The organism is Edaphobacter sp. (assembly GCF_028283685.1).
GTDB lineage: Bacteria > Acidobacteriota > Terriglobia > Terriglobales > Acidobacteriaceae > Edaphobacter.
The window spans coordinates 39,556-55,441 of sequence record NZ_JAPWKF010000003.1; the positions used below are offsets into that span (position 1 = coordinate 39,556).

The 15,886-nt window shown below is 62.8% G+C and carries 18 protein-coding genes; 14 read left to right on the forward strand and 4 right to left on the reverse strand.

All coding sequences use genetic code 11. The features are described 5' to 3' along the window. Positions 1 to 300: 300 nt before the first annotated feature. The 4 genes from PW789_RS04660 to PW789_RS04675 are packed head-to-tail and all read left to right on the forward strand — an operon-like array spanning position 301 to position 3,212. A complete protein-coding gene (locus PW789_RS04660) occupies positions 301 to 642 on the forward strand; it encodes a PadR family transcriptional regulator (protein ID WP_299372143.1) in 342 nt (113 codons plus the stop codon). Beyond that, on the forward strand, positions 639 to 1,037 hold the full coding sequence (locus PW789_RS04665; RefSeq protein ID WP_299372146.1) for a hypothetical protein: 399 nt from the start codon (positions 639 to 641) through the stop codon (positions 1,035 to 1,037). Before PW789_RS04660 ends, PW789_RS04665 begins: the two co-directional genes overlap by 4 nt. A gap of 38 nt (positions 1,038 to 1,075) precedes the next feature. Next, positions 1,076 to 2,392: an alpha/beta hydrolase gene (locus tag PW789_RS04670; RefSeq protein WP_299372148.1), complete on the forward strand. Its 1,317-nt coding sequence runs from the start codon at positions 1,076 to 1,078 to the stop codon at positions 2,390 to 2,392. A gap of 55 nt (positions 2,393 to 2,447) precedes the next feature. Continuing rightward, positions 2,448 to 3,212 (forward strand): ABC transporter ATP-binding protein, encoded by a 765-nt coding sequence (locus PW789_RS04675; RefSeq protein WP_299372151.1) that lies wholly within the window; start codon positions 2,448 to 2,450, stop codon positions 3,210 to 3,212. A gap of 281 nt (positions 3,213 to 3,493) precedes the next feature. Here PW789_RS04675 and PW789_RS04680 read toward each other — a convergent pair whose 3' ends face one another. Beyond that, positions 3,494 to 3,952 (reverse strand): hypothetical protein, encoded by a 459-nt coding sequence (locus PW789_RS04680; RefSeq protein WP_299372154.1) that lies wholly within the window; start codon positions 3,950 to 3,952, stop codon positions 3,494 to 3,496. Between the two features lie 28 nt (positions 3,953 to 3,980). Here PW789_RS04680 and PW789_RS04685 point away from each other — a divergent pair, with 28 nt between their 5' ends. Continuing rightward, positions 3,981 to 5,234 carry a hypothetical protein gene (locus PW789_RS04685; RefSeq protein ID WP_299372157.1) on the forward strand — a complete coding sequence of 418 codons (1,254 nt, stop codon included), beginning with the start codon at positions 3,981 to 3,983 and terminating at the stop codon, positions 5,232 to 5,234. Between the two features lie 224 nt (positions 5,235 to 5,458). Here the strand turns inward: PW789_RS04685 and PW789_RS04690 are convergent, their stop codons facing one another. Next, positions 5,459 to 6,604: an alpha/beta hydrolase-fold protein gene (locus tag PW789_RS04690; protein ID WP_299372160.1), complete on the reverse strand. Its 1,146-nt coding sequence runs from the start codon at positions 6,602 to 6,604 to the stop codon at positions 5,459 to 5,461. A 134-nt stretch (positions 6,605 to 6,738) separates the two neighbouring features. Between PW789_RS04690 and PW789_RS04695 the strand changes: the two genes are divergently transcribed. The 7 genes from PW789_RS04695 (at position 6,739) to PW789_RS04725 (ending at position 12,055) form a co-directional block, all read left to right on the forward strand. Next, entirely contained in the window at positions 6,739 to 7,782 is a 1,044-nt protein-coding gene (locus PW789_RS04695) for an alpha/beta hydrolase (protein ID WP_299372163.1), read from the forward strand. Between the two features lie 101 nt (positions 7,783 to 7,883). Beyond that, the gene (locus PW789_RS04700) at positions 7,884 to 8,414 is read left to right on the forward strand and encodes a DinB family protein (RefSeq protein WP_299372166.1); all 531 of its coding nucleotides are present in this window, start codon (positions 7,884 to 7,886) and stop codon (positions 8,412 to 8,414) included. Positions 8,415 to 8,626: 212 nt separating this feature from the next. Next, a complete protein-coding gene (locus tag PW789_RS04705) occupies positions 8,627 to 9,163 on the forward strand; it encodes a GNAT family N-acetyltransferase (protein WP_299372169.1) in 537 nt (178 codons plus the stop codon). A gap of 121 nt (positions 9,164 to 9,284) precedes the next feature. After that, the gene (locus PW789_RS04710; RefSeq protein ID WP_299372172.1) at positions 9,285 to 9,536 is read left to right on the forward strand and encodes a hypothetical protein; all 252 of its coding nucleotides are present in this window, start codon (positions 9,285 to 9,287) and stop codon (positions 9,534 to 9,536) included. After that, the gene (locus tag PW789_RS04715) at positions 9,454 to 10,278 is read left to right on the forward strand and encodes a L,D-transpeptidase family protein (protein WP_299372300.1); all 825 of its coding nucleotides are present in this window, start codon (positions 9,454 to 9,456) and stop codon (positions 10,276 to 10,278) included. Before PW789_RS04710 ends, PW789_RS04715 begins: the two co-directional genes overlap by 83 nt. A gap of 214 nt (positions 10,279 to 10,492) precedes the next feature. After that, positions 10,493 to 11,119, forward strand: a complete 627-nt coding sequence (locus tag PW789_RS04720) for a TetR/AcrR family transcriptional regulator (RefSeq protein ID WP_299372174.1) — start codon at positions 10,493 to 10,495, stop codon at positions 11,117 to 11,119. A gap of 111 nt (positions 11,120 to 11,230) precedes the next feature. Beyond that, positions 11,231 to 12,055: an SDR family oxidoreductase gene (locus PW789_RS04725; RefSeq protein ID WP_299372176.1), complete on the forward strand. Its 825-nt coding sequence runs from the start codon at positions 11,231 to 11,233 to the stop codon at positions 12,053 to 12,055. Positions 12,056 to 12,176: 121 nt separating this feature from the next. Here PW789_RS04725 and PW789_RS04730 read toward each other — a convergent pair whose 3' ends face one another. Further along, positions 12,177 to 13,148, reverse strand: coding sequence for a LysR family transcriptional regulator (locus PW789_RS04730; RefSeq protein WP_299372178.1), 972 nt, complete (start codon positions 13,146 to 13,148; stop codon positions 12,177 to 12,179). Between the two features lie 117 nt (positions 13,149 to 13,265). On the opposite strand from PW789_RS04730, the gene PW789_RS04735 reads away from it, so the two are divergent. Both PW789_RS04735 and PW789_RS04740 read left to right on the forward strand, forming a co-directional pair. Further along, positions 13,266 to 14,282 carry an amidohydrolase family protein gene (locus PW789_RS04735; RefSeq protein WP_299372180.1) on the forward strand — a complete coding sequence of 339 codons (1,017 nt, stop codon included), beginning with the start codon at positions 13,266 to 13,268 and terminating at the stop codon, positions 14,280 to 14,282. A gap of 106 nt (positions 14,283 to 14,388) precedes the next feature. After that, positions 14,389 to 15,531, forward strand: a complete 1,143-nt coding sequence (locus PW789_RS04740; RefSeq protein WP_299372182.1) for an acyltransferase — start codon at positions 14,389 to 14,391, stop codon at positions 15,529 to 15,531. 223 nt (positions 15,532 to 15,754) lie between these two features. Here the strand turns inward: PW789_RS04740 and PW789_RS04745 are convergent, their stop codons facing one another. Next, entirely contained in the window at positions 15,755 to 15,886 is a 132-nt protein-coding gene (locus PW789_RS04745; protein WP_299372185.1) for a hypothetical protein, read from the reverse strand.

Genomic DNA, 15,886 nt, shown 5'->3' on the forward strand with positions numbered 1-15,886 from the left:
CAGCAACCGCATTCATTGCAACAACTTCACCCAGCCACCTCGACAACCCCTCTCGTTTGTCATTCCCCTTCGTTTGTTATCCCTTAGCGTAGCGGAGGAATCCGCTTTTCTTACCACCCAGCCATGAACCCACCCCACCCCTGCCCAAACAAAAGAACCGTCATCCCCACCGAAGGCGAAGCTGCAGTGGAGAGACTCCGCCTTTCGACCACGGAAGCCCCACAGCCCAAAACCCCCTTCCAGCATTCCACAAAAAAACTTGCATACCCAGTCGCCATTCGATATAGTCGGTTTCCGACCATGAAACCCGACGCCCCGCTCTCGACCGCCGCTCTCTACATCCTTCTCGCACTGGCCCGCGAAGACCTCCACGGCTACGGCATCATCCAGGAGATCGCCCGCGAGTCCGACGACAACTACCGCATCGGCCCCGGCACCCTCTACGACAACCTCAAGAAGCTCATGGACCAGAAGCTCGTCATCGACGCCCCCCGCTCCGCCCGCGCCAAAGACGACGACCGCCGCTTCTACCGCCTCACCACCGCCGGCAAGGCCGCGCTCTCCACCGAGGTCGAACGCATGCACAGCATCGTCCTTGAAGCCCGCCTCCGCCTCACCGGAAGGAGCCCGCGCAAAGCATGAGCCAATCACTCCGCCTCGCCTACCGCGCCATCCTTCGTCTTCACCCCATCGACTTTCGCGCCGAGTTCGGCAACGAGATGCTCTGGATCTTCGACGAAGAGGCACGCAGCGGCCACGCCCTTCCGCTCTTCTTCGACGGCCTCCGCTCCATCCTCGTGCAGAACATCCGCCCCTACTTCCAGCAGCCCGAGCCCGCCGGCCCCATCTACATCGAGATCGACTCCTCGCTCCCCTCCGAACGCATCGCGCAGACCTGGCTCGTCATCATCTGCGGCATCCTCTGCATCGGCCTCTTCCTCAGCATGGTCGCCCCGCGCGTCGTCCTTCCCATCAGCGATCTCTTCTTCACCAGCAGCCATCAGCAGCACCACCACCTTCATCACGCAGACCGATAGACCACGACACGCACAGCGCGCAGAGGGAGGGAGAGAGCATGAAGAAGTTCATCGCAGCATCATTCCTCCTCGTCGTGACAACGACGCTGCATGCACAGCAGATCACAGGCACCTGGCAGGGCACAGGCGACACAGGCGAAAAGCTTCGCGTCGTTCTGAACATCGACAAAGGCGCCGGCGACGCGCTCCACGGCACCCTCTACAGCATCGATCAGACGCCCGACCCCGCGCCCGTCACCGCCATCACCTTCGATAGCAGGACATTGAAGTTCTCCATCGACACCTTCCACGCCTCGTATGAAGGCAAGCTCAGCGCCGATGGCAACACCATCACCGGCACCATGACGCAGGGCGAACCCAAACCGCTCGTCTTCCAGCGCGCCACCGCGAACACGGTTTGGAAGACCGATGCCCTCGCGCACAGCTCGCAGATGATCGCCGTCGACAAAGACGTGAAGCTCGAAGTCCTCGATTGGGGAGGCACCGGCCGTCCACTCGTCCTCCTCACCGGCCTCGGTGACAATGCACACGTCTTCGACAAGTTTGCTCCAAAGCTGGCCGCGAAGTATCACGTCTACGGCATTACCCGCCGCGGCTTCGGCAACTCCAGCAAGCCCGATCCGGTCACCGCCAACTACAGCGCGGCGCGTCTCGGCGACGACGTGCTCGCCGTCATCGAGGCACTGCATCTCGACAAGCCCATCGTCGCCGGACACTCCATCGCAGGCGAAGAGCTCAGCTACATCGGCGCCCGGCACGCAGACAAAGTCGCAGGCCTCATCTATCTCGACGCCGGCTACCCCTACGCTCTCTACGATCAGCTCAACGGCGCTTTCTTCTTCGACGTCAGCGACCTGCGCCAGCAGCTCAGCACCGTTGTTCCCGGCGCAGCGCCGCCGCAGGATCAGAAGAAGGCGCTCGACGATCTCATCGCCGCACTCCAGCAGGTGCAGAAGGAAGCGGCCTCCATGCGCCACACGGTAGAAGACCTGCCGCCGCCATCGCCCGGCCCGCGTCACCCACCTCCGCCTGTAGGCGCCGCCATCATGAACGGCGAGCAGCGCTTCGACACCATCAGCTCTCCCGCACTCGTCATCTTCGTCTCGCCGCACGACCTCAGTTCGATGTTTAAGGGCAACCCCAAGGGACAGGCCGCCATGGAAGCCAACGACAAGCGCAGCACCGAGAATCAGGCCCTCGCCTTCGAGCGCCAGGTCCCCTCCGCCCACGTCGTCCGCATCCCCAACGCCAACCACTACGTCTTCCGCTCCAACGAAGCCCAGGTCCTCAGCGAGATCGACACCTTCATCGCCACGCTGCCCGCTGCGAACGAACGGACGCAGTCAACAAATTAGCTGGCTAACTCATTTCGCCAAGCCGTCTCACCTACTCAATTTCAGGAGCTCATCCATGCTCGAGCTGGTCAACCTCACCAAGTCCTACTCCGGCCTGCACGTCGCCTCCAGCATCCGCTTCACCGCGCGTCCCGGCGAGGTCACCGGCTACCTCGGCCCCAACGGCTCCGGCAAGTCCACCACCATGAAGATGATCACCGGCCTCATCGAGCCCTCCAGCGGACACGTCTCCTTCAACGGCCAACCCATCCGCGACGACCTCATGGGCTTCCGCCGCGTCATGGGCTACGTTCCCGAAGAGCCCTACCTCTACACCCACCTCAGCGGCATCGAGTATCTCGTCATGGTCGCGCAGCTCCGCGACATGGACCGCAACGTCGCCAGCACCCGCATCCGCGGCCTGCTGCGCCTCTTCGGCCTCTACTCCGACCGCGACGTCCCCATGAGCAGCTACTCCAAGGGCATGCGCCAGAAGATCCTCCTCTCCGCCGCCCTCATGCACGACCCCGAGCTCATCCTTCTCGACGAGCCCTTCTCCGGACTCGACATCGGATCTTCCCTCATCCTCCGCTCGCTCATCGAAGAGCTGGCCCGCTGCAACAAGGTCGTCCTCTTCAGCTCCCACGAGCTTGAGACCGTCGAACGCCTCTGCGCGCACGTCGTCATCCTCCACCGCGGCAAGGTCGTCGCCGACGACTCCATCGACAACCTCCGCAATCTCATGCAGCTCCCCTCGCTCGAAGACATCTTCGCCCAGCTGGCCATCGAGCAGGACTACCTCGCCGTCTCCCGCGAGATCGTCAACCTCATCCACACCTGAGAAGGGAAGCGCACGCACCACACCATCAATCCCCTCGCTCTTCGTCGTTTGTCATTCCGAGCGCCGCGATCCAGGGTGCCCCATTCATGGCGCGGAAGCGACATGAGTGGGCCCGCCACAAAACGCTGAAGAAAACCACATGAGCAGGTCCACCCACAAACTCTCAAGAAGCGCAGTCACCTCGACCGAAGCCAAACGAAAGCGCAGTCACAAACTTTAAAGAAACCGCAGTCATCTCGACCGAAGCGAAGCGAAGAGAGACCCGCTTCTCAACTTCCGAATCACCCCGACCACCACCCCAAAGACCGGAGTCGCCCATGAACCCGACCCTCACCAACCGCTGGCATCCCCTCCGTGTCCTCTACCGCGTCTTCCTCCTCCGCGTCATCGACCTCGAACTCCTCTCCGCCGACGGCGACCCCTCGCGCCTCATGGGACAGTTCGCCGCCGTCTTCGTCACCATCAGCTTCTTCTGCAGCTTCCCCGTGCCCATCTTCCTCGTCGGCCGCACCGCCATCCCGCATCCGCTCGCCTACATGTTCGAGCACTTCCTCATCGAGACCTCCATGACCATCGCGGGCATCATCGCCGTCCTCGGCTGGGACTCCGCCTTCCCCGACCGCCGCGACATGCTCGTCCTCGGCCCGCTTCCCGTCCGCTCCAGCACCCTCTTCACCGCCAAGATAGCCGCCCTCTTCGCCGGACCCCTCCTCGCCGGCTGCCTCCTTCAATCTCTTCACCGGCTTCAGCTGGCCGCTCGTCTTCGCCGTGGGAGTCGGCAGCAGCTTCAGCCTCCTCCGCACCCTTCCCGTCTACTGGCTCACCATCGCGCTCGCCGCCGCCTTCCCCGTCCTCTGCCTCCTCGCCATCCAGGGACTCGCCGCCAACCTTCTCCCACGTCAGATCTTTCTGCGCCTCTCCGCCTTCCTGCAGGCCGGCCTGCTCTGCCTGCTGATGACCAACTACTTCCTCGGGCCTTCCTTCAACTCTCCCGCCGCGCTCCTCGCGCCCGCGAACCAGCACACCCTGCACCTGCTCCCCGGCTACTGGTTCCTCGGCCTCTTCAACCAGCTCAACGGTTCGCTGCAACCCGAGCTCGTCCCCCTCGCCCACCGGGCCTGGGCCGCCCTCGGCATCGCCGCCGCAGGAGCCGTCGCCGCGCTCCTGCTCTCCTACCTCCGTATGCTGCCCCGCATCGTCGAGCAGCCAGAGATCGTCCCCGCCATGCGCAGCCGCTCGCTCCCCCTCGGCAACTCGCTCGCCTCCGTCGTCACGCTCTTCAGTCTGCGCACCCTCACCCGCAGCCGGCTGCACCGCATGATCCTCAGCGTCTACCTCGGCATCGGACTCACCATCATCTTCGGCTTCCTGCACACCCGCTTCGCCAACACCGGCCTCCGCTTCGCCGAAGGGCACACCCAGCCCCTCCCGCTCAGCCTCACCTACCTGCTCTCCAGCATCCTCACCATCGCGCTCACGGCCCTCGCCCTGCGCATCGTCGTCGGCATCCCCATCACCCTCCGCGCCAACTGGATCTTCCGCGCCACCCAGGTGCGCCCCGCCTGGCGATACCACCACGCCACGCGCCTCTCCTTCTTCACGCTTGCCACCGCGCCCGCCGTGCTTCTTCTGCTCGGCGCCGGGCTGCTTCGCGGCCGCGGCACCATCCTCGCCGTCGCCGAACACCTCGCCATCATGGCCCTCTTCGGCGCGCTCCTCGTCGAGCTATGCCTCTTCACCTTTCGCAAGATCGCCTTCGCCTGCTCCTACCTCCCCGGCAAGGCCAACCTCCACTTCGCCTTCTGGATCGCCCTCTTCGCCTCCATCGAGTGGATCCGCGACGCCGCAGGCTACGAGGGCCGCACCCTCACCCACCCCTCCAACACCACGCTGCTGCTGCTGGGCCTCGCCGCTGCCGCAACCCTCATCCACGCTCTCTCCAACCAGCACTCCCGCCGTACGGCAGACCTCCTCTTCGAAGAAGAAGACCTCACCGCAATGGTGACCCTCAACCTCCGCTGAAACTCACTCTGAGACGTTCGCTACCATCACCACCAAAACCGTCATCTCGGCCGGGTGCCCCATTCATGGCGCAAAGCGACATGAGTGGGCCAGCCACAACCGCCGGGCGCTCTACGTCTCACCTCTAAGACGTGGCTTCACCACCACCACCGCCCACTCAAAACTGTCATTTCGACCGAAGCGCAGCGCAGTGGAGAAACCCGCTGTTCGACCCCGCTGCTACCTCAATGGCCACCATACCCGGCCCACACATACTCCAGCGCCTCACCCAGCGTCTGCGCCCGCACTGCCCTCGCCACATGCGCCGCATTCCTCGCAAACACAAACTGGTAGGGATACCCCTTCGCCTCCAGCACCTTCGCCATGCGCTCATTCGCCTCCACCCAGTCATGCATGTTGTCGCGCATCGCATTCGGGTTCAGCAGGTCCATATCTCCCACCTCCATCCAGATCCGCAGCGGCTTCTTCGGCGAGTTCGGAATCAGCGTCTCGTGAAATCCCCACGCCCCATGTGGTGTCGCCGCACTCCACGGCCATTGCTGGTTCACATATGTACCCGAGTACGTCAGCACCCGGTGATACAGCTCCGGGTGATACCACGCCATCGCCAGCGCCGCCGACCCGCCCGAGCTGTTGCCCGTCACTGCTCGTCCCTCCGGGTCCTTCGTCAGCGTCACGCCATACCGGCGCTCCACCTCCGGCAGCACCTCCGCCTCCACAAACTCCGCATACTTTCCCGACATCGTGTCGTACTCCAGCCCGCGCTCCGACCCCTGCGCATCGCCACTGCCATTGCCGATCGAGATCGCAATCATCGCCGGAACCTTCTTCGCCGCAATCAGGTTGTCCAGCACCGTGAACAGCAGAGCATCCGGTCCGTCCGCGCCCACGATCAACGGAGCCGCCGTGCCCTTCACATACTGCTGCGGCACATACACCGTCACCGTCCGCGTGTAAGCAGCCCTGTGGCTCGACGGCACCATCATCCGCTCCGCATGATTCGGGTCCGGCGCGCCATACGTCCCCGGCGTCCGCGCAATCCCCGGGTAAAAGTGGCTGTCCGCTGAGTTCATCGTGAAGTGCTCCACCCTGCCGTGCGGCACGTCGCCCGACACCGTCGCTTCCTTCGCCGCATCATGCGTCGGTCCCAGGATGAAGTTCCCATCCTCGCGCGGAGAAGGCACCACGCCGTCCGGCAACTCCTTCGCCTCCACCATCCCCGATGCATGAGGATCGCGCACCGGCATCTCCGGACGAGCCGGATGATCCGCCGTCGCAGGCTGCGCCGGAACCTGCCCCCGTAACCCGCTGCACGCAATCAGAACCGCTGCAACCACTGCCGCTAACCCCGCAATCCATCCCCGTCGCATCGCTCACCTCGCCGTAACCCGGCATATCCCGAACGCGCGAAATATAACACTCCACAGGTCTTATTTGGAGTATTCTGACAACACTTCCCCGACAATCAAGGGCCCCCCTCCCTCCAGCTCGTTTCGGAGTCTGCATGCACGTCGTCACAAATCAATCCGTCGGAAGAAGTGCACGCCCGCTGCGTCAGCAACTCGCCCATCTGTTTCTCTTCGCCATCGCCTCGCTGCTCACCCTCGGCATCCTTCTCTGGGCCGCCGACCGCGTCAGCCCCTGGCCCGGAGCCCTCGTCGCCCGCATCTTCCTCGTCCGCAGCGCGCGCGGCTCCTACCACCGGCTCGAAAACCGCATCCCCACCAATCTCTACGATCAGCGCGATCAGCACTACGATGCCTCCGACCCCGACGCCTACCTCGACGTCTACTCCACCGCCCGTTACGACGGCGCACCCCACCCCGCCCCCACTCTCATCTGGCTCCACGGCGGCGGCTGGATCTCCGGCGATAAAAACGACATCGCCAACTACGCCCGCATCGTCGCCTCGCACGGCATGACCGTCGTCACGGTCAACTATCCTCTGGCGCCCGCCAACCTTTACCCCGCGCCTCTGCTCGGCCTCAACACCGCGCTCAACTACATGCTGGCCAACGCCGACCGTCTCCACATCGACGCCTCGCACATCTTCCTCGCCGGCAACTCCTCAGGCGCGCAGATCGCCGCGCAGATGGCCAACATCGTCACCTCCGTCCACGAGGCCGATGCCCTCCGCATCCGCCCCGCCCTCCACGCCGACCAGCTCAAAGGCGTCCTGCTCTTCGGCGGCGTCTACGACTTCAACGCCCTCGATCTCCACGGCATCCACGGCTACTTCGTCCGCAACGCCCTGCGCTCCTACACCGGCAACCGGAACTTCGCGAAGACGCCCCTCTTCGCCCGCGCCTCCGTCCTTCACCACCTCACCCCCAGCTACCCGCCCACCTTCATCGTGGCAGGCGACGCCGATCCCCTCGCCTCGCAGTCCGCTGACCTCGCCCGCGAACTCACCCGCCAGGGCGTTCTCGCCGACACCCTCTTCTACCCCTCCGGCAACCACCTCCACCACGACTTCCAGTTCAACCTCTTCACCCCCTCCGGCGACGAAACCCTCACCCGCACCCTCCGCTTCATCGATAACCACTAAAGCAGGACCCTGCTTCTCGACCGCTACCGGTTGACCGCTACCGGCTCCCCAGGGCACGACAACCCTTCCCAACCCGCCCACGGCTCTCTATCATTAGCCCCATGACCCGGATCCCAGCCTGGTTCGAACGCCGCTTCGACTTCACCTTTCCCGCTGAACTCCTGCCCAACCTGCTTGCCCGCCTCCGCGGCACCCCCGCACGCCTCGACGAGGCACTCCGCAACCGCCCCCACGCCACCATCACCGCGCAGCCCTCCGGCGACACGCGCCCCGGCTGGTCTCCGCAGGAGCACGCCGGCCACCTCCTCGACCTCGAGCCTCTCTGGCTCGCCCGTGTCAACGACTTCGTCGCCGGCACCGACATCCTCACCCTCACCGACCTCCAGAACCGCCGCACCGACGACGCCCACCACAACGCCCGCCCCCTCGAAGACATCCTCTTCGACTTCCGCACCCATCGCATCGCACTCCTCAACCGCCTCGCCGCCCTCGACGACACGCCCTACACCCGCACCATCCCCCACCCGCGCCTCAAAACCCCCATGCGCCTCGTCGACCACCTCTACTTCGTCGCCGAACACGACGACCACCACCTCGCCCGCATCTGGCAGCTCGTCAACAAAGCCCTCTAAGCCCCACGCGTCGAACGTCTTTCAATCCCACGCCTCGTGTCCGGCGAATATGTAACCGCGTCACGAGCATTTGCACACCGCAAGCCTCTCCCTGCGCAAGCAATTCCCTGCGCAAGCAATTCATTGACAAACCCCTCGCCCGATGGAACGCTGAACCCACTCACCCGATCGATCTATCCCCTGATCCACTTCCATCCGAGGAGATCCCCGTCATGAAACGGACCATCGCCACGCCCGGCTATACCATCCGGCTCGCCCAACCCGGTGACGCCTCCGTCCTCGCACTCCATCGCGCCCTCATGTTCCGCGACATGAACGCCCTCACCGAAGCCGCGCTCGATCAGCACACCTTCGACCAGCTCCTCCACTCCAGCACACCCTGGTTCGAGCGCCTCCTCGTCGACCGCGAATACATCGGCTGGCTCACCCTGCACGACGAAGCTCCGCACAACGAGATCGTCGTCTCCAGCGGAGGCATCCACCTCCGCGAACAAGGCCCGCTCCCCGCATGCCTCCGCACCGGCCGCTGGGGCCACATCGCCAACGTCTACACCGCCCCCGAACACCGTGGCCGAGGCCTCGCTCGCGCACTCATCTCCGAGATCCTCTCCTGGGCCAAAGCTGAAAGACTCGACCGCATCACCCTCACCGCCTCCAAAGACGGAGCGTCCCTCTACCGCTCCCTCGGCTTCACCCCAACCGCCGACATGGAGCTCCGCCCCAAAGACAACTCGTCGTCAGTAGACTGATTCGGCTTCCAATCGAATAACCCCCTGCACCTGCGCAGGAAGGCAGCAGGCCTCCTGACCGGCGCAACTCCACTCCATGCGACAATCTCCCCAACCCCACCACACCGGAGTTCGAGCAAGAATGGTCCCCCGCATCCTCCTCTTCTTCGCCGTAGTCCTCACCCCCATCGCCGCTGTCGCACAGGGAGCCAGGGTCTCCTCCCCCGTCGAGCTCGCCCGCATCGCCGACGGCCTCAAGCCCGGCGAATGGGTCTGGGCCTCGCAGCGTCGCACCCTCCGGCCCCGTCCTCATCTACGTCGACCTCTCCCGCCAGCGCGCCACCGTCTACCGCAACGGCATCCGCATCGCCGTCTCCACCATCTCCTCCGGTAAAGAAGGACACGAGACCCCCATCGGCGTCTTCACCATCCTGCAGAAGGATAAGAACCACCACTCCAACCTCTACAACAACGCGCCCATGTACTATCAGCAGCGCCTCACCTGGGGCGGTGTCGCGCTCCATGCCGGCGGCCTGCCCGGCTACCCCGAAAGCCACGGCTGCATCCACCTGCCCTACACCTTCTCCCAGCAGCTCTTCACCATCACCACCCTCGGCGCTACCGTCGTCGTCGAAGGCAACGCCGTCAACCACATCACCACCACCGACGCCAGCCTCCTCGCACCCATGGACGCCAAAGGCCAGCAGGTCACCTTCGAGCACCTCGACAACGCCCAGTTCCGCTGGCAGCCCGAGCTCGCCCCCACCGGCCCGCTCACCATCATCATCTCCAAGAAGGACCAGCGCATCGTCGTCCTTCGCAATGGCATCGAGATCGGCCGCTCCGTCGCCCAGGTCAACGACAACGACGAAGGCTCCCACGTCATCACCCTCTCCAAAGGCGCCGACGGCAAGCTCCGCTGGATCTACATCGGCCTCCCCGGCCACGACGAGGACAAGGGCCGCGCAGTCGACGAAGCCATCCTCAACCGCGTTCGCATGCCGCGCCAGTTCTACGACGACGTCCACGCCGAACTCAAACCCGGCACCACCGTCCTCGTCACCATGTCCAGCGTAGGCACACAAACCACCGGCGAAAAACTAACCATTCTCGACGCCGTCTCCCCCACCCAATAGACCGCCACACGGCGCAAACGCGTCACTAGGCATCGATACGAATCCTTCCCGAGAACCCGAATCGTCGGGCGTGTCGGGCCGGGTGGTAAACAGAAGCGTGTTTGTCGGTATCTGTCGCAGATGGAATTTTGAAGAGCTGTGGTCGAGGGTCCGATCTCGTGGACATAGCCGGGCATCAATCGTGACGATGACATGAGTTGTATTGCCATGTCGTGTGTACAATCAGGTAGACGACCAGTCTATTATTAGAGCCATGGCCACGACGTCCACAACCCGCGAGCATCTCCTCGAAGTTGGTCTAAGGCAACTCCGCGCCACTGGTTATACGGCAACTGGAGTGAAGGAGGTCCTTGATCTCGCTCAGGTGCCGAAGGGCTCCTTCTATCATTACTTCCCAAGCAAAGAGTCATTTGTAGGCGAGCTCTTTGAGCGCTATGCCAGGGAAGAAGGAGAGCGGGCGCAGAGGCTTTTGGGAGACACCTTTGTCCCTCCGCTTAAACGGTTGCGAACATATTTTGAGGAGTTGATCTCAGTGTATGGACAGCCGGGTGAGAGCGCAGGATGTCTCATCGGCGCGATGAGTCTGGAGATTGCGGACCATATCCCGAGGCTACAGGCTCAACTTCAATCGATGTATACCGGCTGGCAAGACGGAATCGCAGATGTGCTTCGCCAGGCGATCAGGCAGGGAGATCTCCCGAAGTCGACAAAACCCGGGCCGCTTGCGGAGTTCATTCTCAATAGCTATGAAGGCGCACTGGTTCGGATGAAAGCCGAGCAGAACAGCAGCCCGCTGAAGAACTTTCTTCATTTCATCTTTGACGTTCTGCTTAAAAAGTAGAGTTCAGGATCAAAAAAAGGAGAAGGTTTTTGAATCTACTAACCAACCGGTCTACTCTTATTCCTGAACCGCCAAATCGGTCCGCCTCATTTCAGTTCCAAGGAGATCCAAATGTCGAACTCAAGCACTTCCTCAAAAGGCACAGCCCTTATCACGGGAGCATCCACCGGCATCGGTGCCGTCTACGCAGACCGTCTCGCGAAGCGCGGCTACGATCTGATCCTGATCGCACGCAACGGCAAACTGCTGACCGAACTCGCGACCTCACTTTCCGTTGCTACCGGGCGCAAGGTCGAAGCGCTCCCTGCCGATCTTACGAATAAGGCTGACCTTCGCAGGATTGAGGAGCGCCTGAAGACGGATGCATCCATCACGACTCTCATCAATAACGCCGGTTTCGGCGGGGTCTCGACGCTGCTCGATTCCGATGTGGACCAGATGGAGAACATGATCGAACTAAACATCACGGCGCTCCTTCGCTTGACCAAGGCTGTGCTTCCCGGTCTTCTGGAACGCAGGAACGGTGCCATCATCAACATCGCATCGATCGTTGCACTGAATCCAGAGTTATTGAATGGCGTCTATAGCGGCACCAAGGCTTTTGTGCTCAACCTTACCCAGTCGCTTCACAAAGAAGTGTCAGACAAGGGCATCCAGCTTCAAGCGGTTTTGCCTGGAGCAACGGCATCGGAGTTCTGGGATCGCGCTGGCATTGGCGGCCATCAGAACCTTCCGTCCGAGATTGTCATGAGTTCGGAGGAGATGGTGGATGCTTCTCTCGTTGCATTCGATCGCGGTGAGCTGGTGACCATTCCGGCATTGCCGGAGGTCGCGGACTGGGATAAGTTCAACGCGGCACGAATCGCATTGGCTCCGAACCTGTCTCACAAATATTCAGCCGAGCGTTACGGCGTTCGCGGTCTGGCGACACGCTGAGCCCGCATGTTGATGCCCATCCCCTCAATTTGCCGGGGCGGATGGGCGTCATAAGATACGCTGGGCCGGCTTTGGTGGCCGATCACCCACCTTGTGCGCGACCTCACAGAATTGTCCACGGTCAGGCATCCCGTTCCCGAACACGATCCTCCGCTCCCGTCTCCGCGCGCGAAAACAGCTTGTAGATCTGCGTGCGTATCCAGCGAATCCCTCGATCCTTCTGCGTGCGTTCGTGCCAGATCAATCGATAGCCAAACTCCGTATCGGCATGAAGCGCGACCTGTACCACCGGCGCCGACTTCGTCAGCGTCCGCGCCAGCAGCGAAGGCAGCAGAATCATGTTGTCCGTGTTCGACAGCAGAAGAGGTGCCGATGTGAAGTACGGTGTCCTCATCGCAATCCGCTCCGGAGGATGACCCAGCTGCGTAAGAACATCCTCGCCAACTAACTGGTCGCCGTCCGGGTACAGCAGCACGATCTGCGGGTAAAGCGCAGCGGCCCTTGGATTCATACTGCCGTCGCGCCGTAGTTTGCTCAGCACGGGATGGCCGCGACGAACCAGGCAGGCGTACTTGTCTCGAAACAGCGCGCGAGAATGAAAGTTCTCCGGAAGCTTGCTCTCCGCGTACAACGCCAGGTCCAATCGGCCACTCTCCAGGGCGGTCAGCGTCTGCGCACTCCACGGCGCAATCTCGATGGTGACAGCCGGAGCCGACACGGCCAGCTGCCGCGCCAACGGTGCAAGTACCGTTGCGGCTCCATAATCGGTCGTCGCAACCCTCAGCCGCAGCTTCGCGCTCTTTGGTTCGAACGCATCCTTCACAAACAGCGTGGAGACGGCATCGAGTGCTTCCGCCACCAGCGGACGCAACGCCTCCGCTCTTGGCGTCAGCGTGTTGCCGCGCCGTCCCCGCACCAGCAACGGATCTCCCAAGGCAAGCCGCAACTGTGCAAGCACGCGGCTCGCAGCGGGTTGGCTGATCGCCAGCGCCTCTCCTGCCTTCGTCACGCTCGCCGTCTCCAGCAACACGTTCAGCAGACGCAGGGAGCGGAAGTCAATCTTATCGAGCTCCAGATTATCCATTTCTTGCATGAGCCTTATTCATCTATGGCTATGGTACTGATAATTACTTCTCGTCATACTACTCATCAGAACAAGAGTGTTGCGCTGCCGGGCCCATCCCGCGGCAGAAGAAAAGAGATCACGCAGATGAAACTGATCGCTATCGAAGAGCACTTCGTAACCACTGAAATTCGCGCAGCGTGGGCAGCATCCTCCATCGGACAGGAGGGCGTCGCAGGCTTCGATCGCGGTGACATCGAGGAGCGCCTCAACGATCTCGGACAAGGTCGAATCGCGCTCATGGACGAAGGCGGCGTCGACGTGCAGGTCCTCTCCGTGACCACGCCGGCTCTGCACAACCTCGAACCGGAAGAGAGCGTCACCCTCGCGCGGCGCACCAACGATCTCGTCGCCGCCACCATCGCGAACCATCCCACTCGCTTCCAGGGCTTCGCCACATTGCCCACTGCCGCACCAGCCGATGCTGCGCTCGAGCTTGAGCGATGCGTGCAGCGCCTCGGATTCGCCGGTGCAATGCTCTGTGGCCGCACCCGCGAAAAAAACCTCGATCACCCTGATCTCCGTCCTCTCTTCGCAACCGCTGCAAAGCTCGGTGTTCCCCTCTTCGTGCATCCTCAAATTCCGCAGCGCGCCGTCAGGGATGTTTACTACTCCGGGTTCGGCGAGTTGACCGACACCGCATTCGCGACCTTCGCCCTCGGATGGCACTACGAGGCCGGCATCCAGTTCGTGCGCCTGATGCTCGCCGGCGTCTTCGATCAGTATCCCGATCTCCAGATCGTCCTCGGCCATTGGGGCGAGGTCGTCCTCTTCTATCTCGAGCGCCTGAACTCACTCGCCCGCGTCGCAGAACTGCAACGGCCCGTCTCCGATTACGTCCGCCAGAATCTCTACGTCACTCCAAGCGGGATGTGGAGCCAGTCCTACCTGCAACGCACACTCGAGCTCGTCGGGCCGGAGCGCATTCTGTTTTCCACCGACTATCCCTACCAGTACCGGCCCGGCGGCGGAGCACGTTCCTTCCTCACCGACGCTGCCCTCTCGATCGAGCAGAAAGAACTGTTCGCTCACGGCAACTGGGAGCGTCTGACGCACTCCTCCTCCTCGCCGCGCTCATTGCAAACTAACCAGCAGACGCCTTGATCGCAATCGATCTTCAAGCAGCCGGGCATCCTCTGTGCAGCATCCTCATGGCCCCTCGTCTCATCTCCGCCGGACGGGAAAGAAGCCCTCATGCAGCCGCTCCTGCGTGAGACCCTATCCACAAGGCCCATCGCCCAAGGAGAGCAACACCCAGGTGCAGGACCAACCGGCAGCAAACGCGAACTCCGCGCTCACCACAAAACCCCACTTCGTCGTCCTCGACGGCCTGCGCGGCGTCGCCGCTCTCTTCGTCGTCATCTTCCACTTCATGGAGATGGCCATCTGGGACTACAGCAAGCTCTGGATCGGCCACGGCTACCTCGCCGTCGACTTCTTCTTCTGCCTCTCCGGCTTCGTCCTCGGCTATGCCTACGACGACCGTATCGCCACCATGGGCCTGGGACGCTTCTTCAAGTCGCGCCTCATCCGCCTGCACCCGCTCGTCATCCTTGGCTCCGTCCTCGGCCTCATCGCCTTCTACGCCAACCCCTATGGCATCATCCCCGGATACGGCCCCGGCAAAGTCGCGATGATCTTCCTCGCCTCCATCCTCCTCCTCCCCTGGGGAGCCATGCCCGAGCGCAGCAGAAATCTCTTCACCCTCAACGCGCCCGCCTGGTCCCTCTTCTGGGAGTACATCGCCAACATCGTCTTCAGCCTCGTCCTCTATCGCCTTCGCCGCAACACCCTCGCCGTCCTCACCTTCCTCGCCGCCATCCTGCTCTGCTACGCCGGCCACCTCTCCGGCAATCTCTCCGGTGGCTGGAGCTCCAGCAACTTCTGGGATGGCGGTGCCCGCGTCGCCTTCTCCTTCCTCGCCGGCCTCCTCGTCTACCGCATGAACTGGCGCCCGCGCACACGCCTCGGCTTCCTCGCGCTCAGCCTCCTGCTCGTCCTCGCCCTCATCTCGCCCTACGTCCGCGGCGCCTGGGTCCGCGAGGCCGCCATCATCATCCTCTACTTCCCGCTCCTCGTAGCCCTCGGCGCAGGAGCCACCATCTCCCCCCGCATGCACCGCCTCGCAAAGTTCTCCGGAGAACTCTCCTACCCGCTCTACATGACGCACTACTCCGTCATCTGGATCTGGGGCGACCTCGCCCAGAAACACCACCTCGCCACCCAGGGCCACGCCATCACAGGCTTAGGCCCCACCGTCGCCTGCGGAACCCTCCTCATGCTCGCCGTCGCCTACGTCGTCATGGTTGCCTACGACAAACCAATACGCGCGTGGCTCCGCACGAACGCGTAAACCCCACCCGGCCTCACCCACCCACCAGCCTCACCAAAAAACCCCACCCAGTCACCAAGCTGTCATTTCGACCGGAGCGGCAAAGCCGCGCAGTGGAGAAACCCGCTGTTCGACCACCACCCGCAAACCCACCCGCAACCGCGCCACAAATACGAGCGCCCACGTCTCGATTCTGAGACGTGGATTTGCCACCATCAGCCATCCACAAAAAGCCGCACCGAGATCAGCCCTTACGCTTCTCCCGCTCCAGAGCCGCCCACCGCCCCCAAAGCCACACTGCGAACCCCACATTCGCCACCACCACCACCACATAAGCGGCCCACAAAAAATGCATAGTGTTTCCCGTCGCTTCCAT

Coding starts and splice junctions, on each gene's coding strand:
- PW789_RS04695 (WP_299372163.1), top strand. CDS start 6,739: ATGCACGTCGTCACAAATCAATCCGTCGGAAGAAGTGCACGCCCGCTG.
- PW789_RS04670 (WP_299372148.1), top strand. CDS start 1,076: ATGAAGAAGTTCATCGCAGCATCATTCCTCCTCGTCGTGACAACGACG.
- PW789_RS04660 (WP_299372143.1), top strand. CDS start 301: ATGAAACCCGACGCCCCGCTCTCGACCGCCGCTCTCTACATCCTTCTC.
- PW789_RS04700 (WP_299372166.1), top strand. CDS start 7,884: ATGACCCGGATCCCAGCCTGGTTCGAACGCCGCTTCGACTTCACCTTT.
- PW789_RS04725 (WP_299372176.1), top strand. CDS start 11,231: ATGTCGAACTCAAGCACTTCCTCAAAAGGCACAGCCCTTATCACGGGA.
- PW789_RS04745 (WP_299372185.1), bottom strand. CDS start 15,886: ATGGAAGCGACGGGAAACACTATGCATTTTTTGTGGGCCGCTTATGTG.
- PW789_RS04735 (WP_299372180.1), top strand. CDS start 13,266: ATGAAACTGATCGCTATCGAAGAGCACTTCGTAACCACTGAAATTCGC.
- PW789_RS04710 (WP_299372172.1), top strand. CDS start 9,285: ATGGTCCCCCGCATCCTCCTCTTCTTCGCCGTAGTCCTCACCCCCATC.
- PW789_RS04690 (WP_299372160.1), bottom strand. CDS start 6,604: ATGCGACGGGGATGGATTGCGGGGTTAGCGGCAGTGGTTGCAGCGGTT.
- PW789_RS04730 (WP_299372178.1), bottom strand. CDS start 13,148: ATGCAAGAAATGGATAATCTGGAGCTCGATAAGATTGACTTCCGCTCC.
- PW789_RS04675 (WP_299372151.1), top strand. CDS start 2,448: ATGCTCGAGCTGGTCAACCTCACCAAGTCCTACTCCGGCCTGCACGTC.
- PW789_RS04665 (WP_299372146.1), top strand. CDS start 639: ATGAGCCAATCACTCCGCCTCGCCTACCGCGCCATCCTTCGTCTTCAC.
- PW789_RS04705 (WP_299372169.1), top strand. CDS start 8,627: ATGAAACGGACCATCGCCACGCCCGGCTATACCATCCGGCTCGCCCAA.